General features: G+C 42.1%; 4 protein-coding genes and 2 pseudogenes. 4 read left to right on the top strand and 2 right to left on the bottom strand.

Annotated elements, in window-relative coordinates; genetic code table 11:
- A pseudogene (locus ACTIE6_RS04965) lies at positions 1-905 on the bottom strand (hypothetical protein); the annotation flags it as partial.
- A 9-nt stretch (positions 906-914) separates the two neighbouring features.
- Positions 915-1,499, bottom strand: coding sequence for a recombinase family protein (locus tag ACTIE6_RS04960; RefSeq protein ID WP_439555571.1), 585 nt, complete (start codon positions 1,497-1,499; stop codon positions 915-917).
- A 175-nt stretch (positions 1,500-1,674) separates the two neighbouring features.
- Between ACTIE6_RS04960 and ACTIE6_RS04955 the strand changes: the two genes are divergently transcribed.
- The 4 genes and pseudogenes from ACTIE6_RS04955 to ACTIE6_RS04940 form a co-directional block, all read left to right on the top strand.
- Complete coding sequence (locus ACTIE6_RS04955) at positions 1,675-4,761, top strand: Tn3 family transposase (protein WP_439555570.1); 3,087 nt, start codon at positions 1,675-1,677, stop codon at positions 4,759-4,761.
- 170 nt (positions 4,762-4,931) lie between these two features.
- Entirely contained in the window at positions 4,932-5,636 is a 705-nt protein-coding gene (locus ACTIE6_RS04950; RefSeq protein ID WP_139011907.1) for a plasmid pRiA4b ORF-3 family protein, read from the top strand.
- A 59-nt stretch (positions 5,637-5,695) separates the two neighbouring features.
- Positions 5,696-6,316 carry a recombinase family protein gene (locus tag ACTIE6_RS04945; protein ID WP_139011906.1) on the top strand — a complete coding sequence of 207 codons (621 nt, stop codon included), beginning with the start codon at positions 5,696-5,698 and terminating at the stop codon, positions 6,314-6,316.
- 14 nt (positions 6,317-6,330) lie between these two features.
- Positions 6,331-6,927, top strand: a pseudogene (locus tag ACTIE6_RS04940) (hypothetical protein); the annotation flags it as partial.

Here is a 6,927-nt window from a genome sequence, read left to right as displayed (position 1 = left end):
ATACCCACAGTTAAAAGTCCACCCAGAGCCATGCAGGTGTATAACGGTATCCCTAATGGGCTTACTTCGCCTACTGATCCGATGAACACCATCCAGCCGGTAAAAAAATCGATGAGATCCCCCCCTGCTGACGGATTTGCTGGTGGCTTGACATAACCTACAAAGTACAGACAAACTATGATTATTGCGCCTCCAAGCCAGGGAATGAGGCTAGTCCAGCGTCGTTGGAGCACGAGCAGGATTGTGCCAATTGGCCAAATTAGCAGACCATTGCCACTCGTCAGTGTTGCCAGTACACCTAAGCCAAATGTAAATATCAGGCTTCGGGAACCCATCCAATGAGTCAAACCATATATCGCCCATACAACCCACAGAACGACAGCGAAATTTTGAAGTGCAGCCATACCCCAAAACATATTTTCCCACTGCGAAAGATTGAACAATACGAAAGCCAGTGGTACAAGGTATATTAGTCGAGTACCTGCCCGGCGCAGTTCAGCTCCGAATATAGCCAGCAAGCCTAACAAGCTCAAATTGCCGATTGCCATTAACCGCAGGTAGTCGATCTTACCAAACATTTTATAGTCCAGATAGGTTATGACTCTATCGAAAACAATTCGGTGCTCGTTATGTTGCTTAAAGAATTGGTAAATGCTGCCTTTAATCTGCGTTTCACGCTCTAATGCCAAGGGAAACCATTGTAGTACGTAGTCGTCCCAATGAGGAATATTGACGGCATATTGTATCCAGACTACCGAAAATATTATGACCGGCACTAATACCAGCAAACCAGTTATCAGCAAGTCGGATTGTAGGCTAAAATTGGGGCGCATATTTGGTAGGCGTATAAGGGAAGTACAATTGTTTGTTTTAATCTGATGCGTCAAAATTGGTTTTTGAAACATCAGAGTTTCCTATTTTTTACTGTTTATTTCTACTCCCCTGTGCCGAAGATATTTATAAAGTGTCATTTTTGATATTCTTAGGTCAGTAGCGATAGCATCAACTCCTAATACCCGTTCATTGTATAATGTTTGGGCTAAAATAGCCGTTCTTTCCGCTTCTTTCGTTAAACCTCTTGTTCGGCCACCTTTTCTTCCCCTGGCGCGTGCAGCCTCCAGGCCAGACTGCGTCCTTTCACGGATTAGGTCTCTCTCAAACTCAGCAAGCGATGCGAAAATATTAAAGATGAGCCTGCCCTGAGCGGTAGTTGTATCGATATGATCATTAATCGACACCAAACCGATTCCTCGCTTTTCTAAATCGGAGGTCATTTCAAGTAAATGTTTCAAAGAACGTCCTAACCGGTCAAGCTTGTAAATGTATATCACATCACCTTCGCGAAGTATTTGATGCATAGCAGCAAGCTGTGGCCGATCCGATTTTATTCCGGAAGCCTTTTCCTGAAATACCTTTTCACACCCTGCTTTTTGAAGAGCGTCCAGCTGCATTTCTAAATTCTGGTCCTGGGTCGAGACCCTTGCGTATCCTATTTTCACTTCTGTATACTTTAATGCATCTAACAGATCAAATTTAATGTACTTAGATTGGTATACAAGTTTATTTTACTAGAATGATAATATATACCTGGTTTCTGAGCACTTTGCCTGCTTTACTAGGACTGGCGGTTTTGTACATTCTGAGCAACGTTTTTTTATACAAACAAATCGTCTCATGCCAAGAAAAGAATACCTGACTTCCGAAGCCCGGCAACGATTTGACAATCCACCTGTTTTGAGTGTTGATCAGAAAATGATTTTCTTAGAGGCACCTGAGTGGGCTACTGAATATGTCAAGACTTTGCAAACGCCATCCAATAAAGTTGGCTTTCTTTTACAGGTTGGATACTTCCGGGTAGTCAGCCGGTTTTTTGGATCTAACCGTTTTCACCAAAGTGATGTGGACTTTTTAGCGGCAAGAATTTCTGTTGATGGCAATGCTGTACAAATGGGCGATTATGAAGGACGGACATCACTCAGGCACCGGGAAGATATTCTTGGATACTTCGGGTTTGCACCTTTCGAAAAATCTTCAATTGAAACATTGACCCAAGAAACACAGAGACTGGCCCATGTACAGACCAGGCCATACCTGATATTTGAAGGTATGGTAGACTTTCTCCAGTCACATCATATCGAAATTCCAACCTACCAAAGCCTGAAAACGATTTTGGACAAAGCGCTTGCCAGTTTCGAACAAAATTTAGAGTCTATTTTAAATAAGTACCTGACTGCTGCTGATATTTTACTTTTAGAGCAGCTTCTGGTCGAACACACTTCTTATCAGCAGGACAGCAGGAAGCATTTAAAAGTAAAACGTTATGAGATTACATTTTTCAAACGGGTCTCTCAATCCATGGAGACAAAACAGATCCGTGAGCGTGTGGCAAACTTTCAAAGCTTGAAGATCATGTATTTGCAGTTACTACCGGTATCCAAGCGCTTAAAACTATCTGATGCGACCATTCAATTCTACGCTGAATATGTCATCAATAACCAGGTAACACAAATAACTACACGCAGCACGAACCGTTATCTACTTTTGATTTCTTTTATTATCCATCAGTATTATATGTTGGGAGATGCACTTATCCTCACTTTGAATAGTGCGGTCACCAACTATGTCAATGGTTGTGAAAACTCAGTAAAACAAGAGCTTTATCAAAACAGGATGCAGACCGCGCAGCTGGTCAGCAGTGTTGCCCACCGGAGTAGCACCCACATTGATGTTTTGGGTGCCATTGAACAAATTATTGCTGACACTGCCATGAAGCCCTTGGCCAAAGTAACATTGATTGAACAGCTTTTTAAAAACAAACGGCTATCTCAAAAACTGTTACAGGAAGACCAGCAGCGCCTTAAAGCATTGAAAGAAGCCAACCAAAAAATAAACGACCGGGAAGATTTTTATCAGACGCTTGAAAAAAATGCGTCTAAACTAAATGGTAAAGTCAGTGATATTGTCAAAGCCTTGATCCCGAGTGCAACTTCATCAGGAAAGGATATTCTTGCAGCAGTCCGGTACTACCAGGAAAAGAACGGTGCTATAATTTCCCGGGCAGCAGTACCAACTGATTTTTTAGGGATGGAACAGCAACAACGCGTACTAACACCGGAAGGAAAATTGCGGACAGGTTTATATAAAGTATTCCTGTTCCAGGAAATCAGGGATAATATTAAGTCGGGAGCACTTCCAATCGATTCATCATACGATTACCGGAGTTTTGACGAGTATCAAATACCGTCATCGGCATGGAATAAAGAAAAGGAAAAACTAATTGAGCAAGCCGGCTTAACAGCTTTTGCAGATTCGAGAAAAACCCTGCTCAGATTAAACGAAAAACTCAATGCCCAAATTAAATTAACAAATGAACATATAGCAAAAGGCAGTAACAAACAGGTATACTTCGATCCTTCTGGTGACTGGCACCTGATGAAAGATAAACGATCAGAAGAAATCACAGATTTAGAATCGCTCTATCCGCAGGAATATGTCATTCCATTGGTAGAAGTTCTTTCAACTGTTCAAAGTGCCACTGGTTTTATTTCCTCTCTCGTTCACGGTGGTATAGATCGCATTCCTAAACGCCCGGACGAGCAGTTGTTCTTTGCAGCAATTCTTGGGTTCGGGTGCAATATTGGTATCCGCAAGTTCTCTTTCATGTCCAAAGGTATCAGGACCAGTTCACTGGAGACAACGGCACTCCAATATTTTTCACCGGAGACTGTAATACAGGCAAATGATAAAGTACTTGCATTTAGCAATGCCTTACCACTTACCGAGCATTTTAGAAAAGATGCTGACTTTATTCATACTTCCAGTGACGGTCAAAAATTCGATGTATCGGTTGCATCGTTGGTAGCTTCTCCTTCCTTTAAATACTTTGGGAATGGAAGGGGTGTAACCATGTATTCTTTTCTGGACGAAGCCGGACAGTTATTTTATTCAACTGTATTCAGCGCGGCCGAACCTGAATCACATTATGTCCTGGATGGTTTGACGCATAATGAAGTAATTATTCCCAATGCCCATTCAACAGACACCCATGGGTTTAGTGAACCGGTATTTGCCGTAACTGGCCTGCTTGGGATTGATTTTCGTCCTAGATTCGCCAGGTTTCATCATCAACAACTATATTCAATTGACGAAGCCCGGACTTACCGCGAGCTGAATTATAAGATTGTTCCTGGTCTTAAAATTAATCTGGCGCATCTCGAAAATCATTGGGATGAAATTTTAAGACTTGTCTGTACAATCAAACTTGGTTACGCCAAGGCATCAACGTTGTTCAGGCGTTTAAACTCGTATTCAAAGCAACACCCGCTTTACAAAGCCCTTAAAGATTTGGGAAGGCTCTACAAAACCGCATACGTCTACCAATATATGGATGATGAAATAATCCGTAAATCAGTGTCGGGATCCCTTTCGAAAATCGAAAGCAGCAACAACTTTTCAAAAGCCATCACCGTAGGCAATAACCAAGAATTGATTTGGGCTACCCGGAAAGAACAATTGATAGCAGAAGGTTGTAAAAGATTGATAGCGAATGCAGTAAACACTTATAATCTGTTGTTATTATCCGAAAAACTGATAGCAGTTGAGTCCGAACAAGACAGGCAGATCCTGTTGAAAAAAATCCTTGCAACTTCTACCCACAGCTGGGCACATATTAACCTGGTGGGAGAATACGACTTCTCCGATGGTAAAGAATATAAAATCTTTGATTTGGACTCGATCATGGATCTGAACCTAGCGCCTTAGAATTCAATATTCCGGACTTATGGCAAATAAAAATTCTACACAAAAGTCGTGACGGTTTTTCTCCCTTTCTTTAGTTTACCCCGCACGGAAGAGAGCATCAAAAAGTGTGGGGCATTTAATTGTTTGATAACTTGAGAAAGATTTGAAAACCTAGGCGGCCCCATCTTCTCATGAAATCAAAAAATGTCGTCCAGCCAGTTGTTGTTGATCCTCGAACTGCCGTGTATCATTTGAAGGTACACATCCTGAATATTTCGCCGATGATCTACCGGCGCTTTATCATTGACGGCAATACACACATTGCTGAGCTCCATCATTTGATACAGATGATGATGGGTTGGGAAAACCAGCATTTACATGTTTTTCATATCTGGGGAGTGGATTATGGAATTGCTTATGACGGCGGGGGGTATTATCGGGATGATCCCAGTGAGATTTACATTGGAAATTTAGGTTTGAGGGCTGGTGATAAGTTTTCATATGTTTATGATTTTGGCGATTACTGGAAACACGAAATCCGTGTCGAGAAGGTTGAGAATATCACACCCGGATACCGACACCCAATTTGTACAGCTGGACGAAGGGCTTGCCCACCGGAAGATGTCGGCGGGCCTTATGCTTATCAGCATGCTTTGATAGGCCAGTTCAGTTGGATCCAGGAAACCTTATCAAACGTACTGGAAAGTGTTGAGAACGGAGAACTTCCGGACCTTGACCTGGATAATGCGCCTTGGTGGTATCTCAAACACCGCAGTGAAGTCTTCGACAAGAAAAAAATGAATCAGGCCTTAGCCAAACTGTATCAAAATAAGGGTGACGGTAAATTCTGGAGAACCTTGGGCGGTTACGATGCTTATTTTGATGATGATGAGTAGCACTTTCTGTATCAATAAAACCTAGTGGTTAATTTGATTATAGTTTGTAACTTGGTGTGATGGAAAAGGGAGTGATTTTCGTCCGGGTATCAAAAAGAGAACAGGACTACCAACGGCAGATAGAAGACTTACGGGCGGTGGCTCAAAATCAAAGCCTACAGATTGTTGCAGAAATAGCTGAAAAGGTAAGCGGGGCAAAGTATAACCAGGAGCGTGATGGGCTGCAGGAGCTGCTCACCATGGCTCGTAATCGTGAGATCAATACGGTCCTGGTTCAGGAAGTTTCCCGTTTGGGACGCTCGACGGTTGAAGTTTTAAATGTATTGGAGGAGCTGACTAAACTTCAAATCACTGTGTATGTTCAAAACTTTGGAATTGAAACATTAAAAAATGGCAAGAGAAACCCCATTGCCCAATTTATGTTTACGCTGCTGGCAGAATTTGCGCGGATGGAAAGGGAAACATTGCGGGAACGCATCCTGTCAGGAATGGACGAAGCACGTCGGAAAGGTAAACACTTAGGCAGGCCTGACGGATCCAGCGAGGATAAGGTAGTCTTTTTAAAAAAGTATCCCTCGGTGGTTCGGAATCTACGTTTAGGTATCAGTGCGCGTAAAACCGCTAAAATTTGTGATACCTCTATCAATACGGTAAGAAAAGTCAAAGATTACATTTCCTGATAACCTTAATAATCATGAAATTCAAACTCCAATTAGTATGTGAACCCGGGAAAAATGAAACTGCTTGCACTGACGAGATTTTCACCTTTGATAAGCCATTTGACACTTTTGAAAACATTGGAATGAACCTTTGTGAATCAAAGCAGCTATTGAAAAATCTGCAGCAATCTATCGTGGAAAAGCAACTGGGAGCTTTTATCAAAAACAAGGGGCTGCAAAAGCTTCGTAAAAAAGGAAACTATACCGTTAAACTCAAAACACTTTTTGGTGATATCACTTTTGAAAGCCCCAGGTATTATGGCGAAGATAAAAAAACGTTCAGCCCTCTAAATGAACTACTTCCAAACCATACTACCCCTGAGCTTTTGTTTCTTGAAACAAAATGGGCCTGCTTAATCCCTTTTGAAAAAACGGCGAATTTATTGAAAGAAGTCCTGCCGGTTGCAGAAACGATTAACGCAACAACGATCCAGAACCATCTATATGACTTGGCCTTAGCCCAGGAGCAAGAAATTGGAGAAGAGCAGTGGATGTGCGATTGTGGTAGTATTAACCAGCGGCAGGCGTTGCCAAGGCCGGAAAGAACAATGGTTGTTGGGATTGATGGCGGG

This window comes from Dyadobacter sp., assembly GCF_051859145.1.
Lineage (GTDB): Bacteria > Bacteroidota > Bacteroidia > Cytophagales > Spirosomataceae > Dyadobacter.
This window is presented reverse-complemented; position numbering and strand designations above follow the sequence as displayed.